The following is an 895-nucleotide window of genomic DNA, read 5'->3' as shown; positions in this document are numbered from 1 at the left end:
CCTGCCACAGCGGCTGCCGCAGGCCATCGGCCTGTACCGTCTGTTCCGCGTCCAGCGCCTGTTCGGCGAGCCAGGTACGGATCGCGTCGGCCGCATGGCAGGGCTGCACTTCCAGGATGTCGCCGGCATGCCAGTGCGCCTGCGGCGGCGGTACGAGGTCGATGCGCCACACCGGCGCGCCGGCGCTGCCGGGATTGAGCAGGACGCGACCGGCCAGGCCCCAGTCCAGGGGCTCCGGCGCCTGCAGCACCGGCGCCGACGCCGCCACGCCGGTGAGCGCGGACAGTTGCCATTGCCACTGCGCCAGTGCCTGCGGATCGGCGTTGTCCACTTCCAGTGGCGGGAACAGCGCCTGCGCGCCCTGCGCGTCCAGCCAGTGCTGCACCTCCCGCGAGAAGCCGCAGAACTGCGGGTACTGGCGATCGCCCAGGCCGAGCATGGCGTAGCGCAGCTCCGGCAGGGCCTGCGCCTGGCGCAGCACGCGGCGCACGAAGCCGCGCGCCGCGTCCGGCGGTTCGCCGTCGCCGAAGGTGCTGACCACGAACAGCGCGCGCTGGCTGCCGCGCAGCTGGGCCAGGTCCAGCTGCGCCAGCGAACGCACCTCCACCGCCAGCCCGGCGGCCTGCAATTGCGCGGCGGTCTGCCAGGCCAGGCGCTCGGCCAGGCCGCTCTGGCTGGCAAAGCCCACCAGCCAGGCGCCGGCGGCATCGCCGACCAGCCCCGGCAGCGCGCGGCGCGCGGCGCGCAATGCGCGCTTCTTGCGCCGGCGGTCCAGGTACAGCATCCAGCCGGTGACGAAGAACAGCGACATGCACAGGCTCGCCAGCAGCATCGCCACGCGCCCGGGCAGGCCGAAGAAGCTGCCGCTGTGCAGCGCGAACATGCTGGTCAGCAG

1 protein-coding gene is annotated in these 895 nt (G+C 73.7%); it reads right to left on the bottom strand.

The genetic code is table 11. The annotated features are described in order from the left end of the window. Positions 1–895 (bottom strand): flavodoxin domain-containing protein (locus tag D180_RS10330; RefSeq protein ID WP_017912731.1); only part of this gene is annotated, 895 nt, incomplete at both ends.

The sequence above is a fragment of the Xanthomonas sp. SHU 166 genome, assembly GCF_000364685.1.
Lineage (GTDB): Bacteria > Pseudomonadota > Gammaproteobacteria > Xanthomonadales > Xanthomonadaceae > Xanthomonas_A > Xanthomonas_A sontii.
This window is presented reverse-complemented; position numbering and strand designations above follow the sequence as displayed.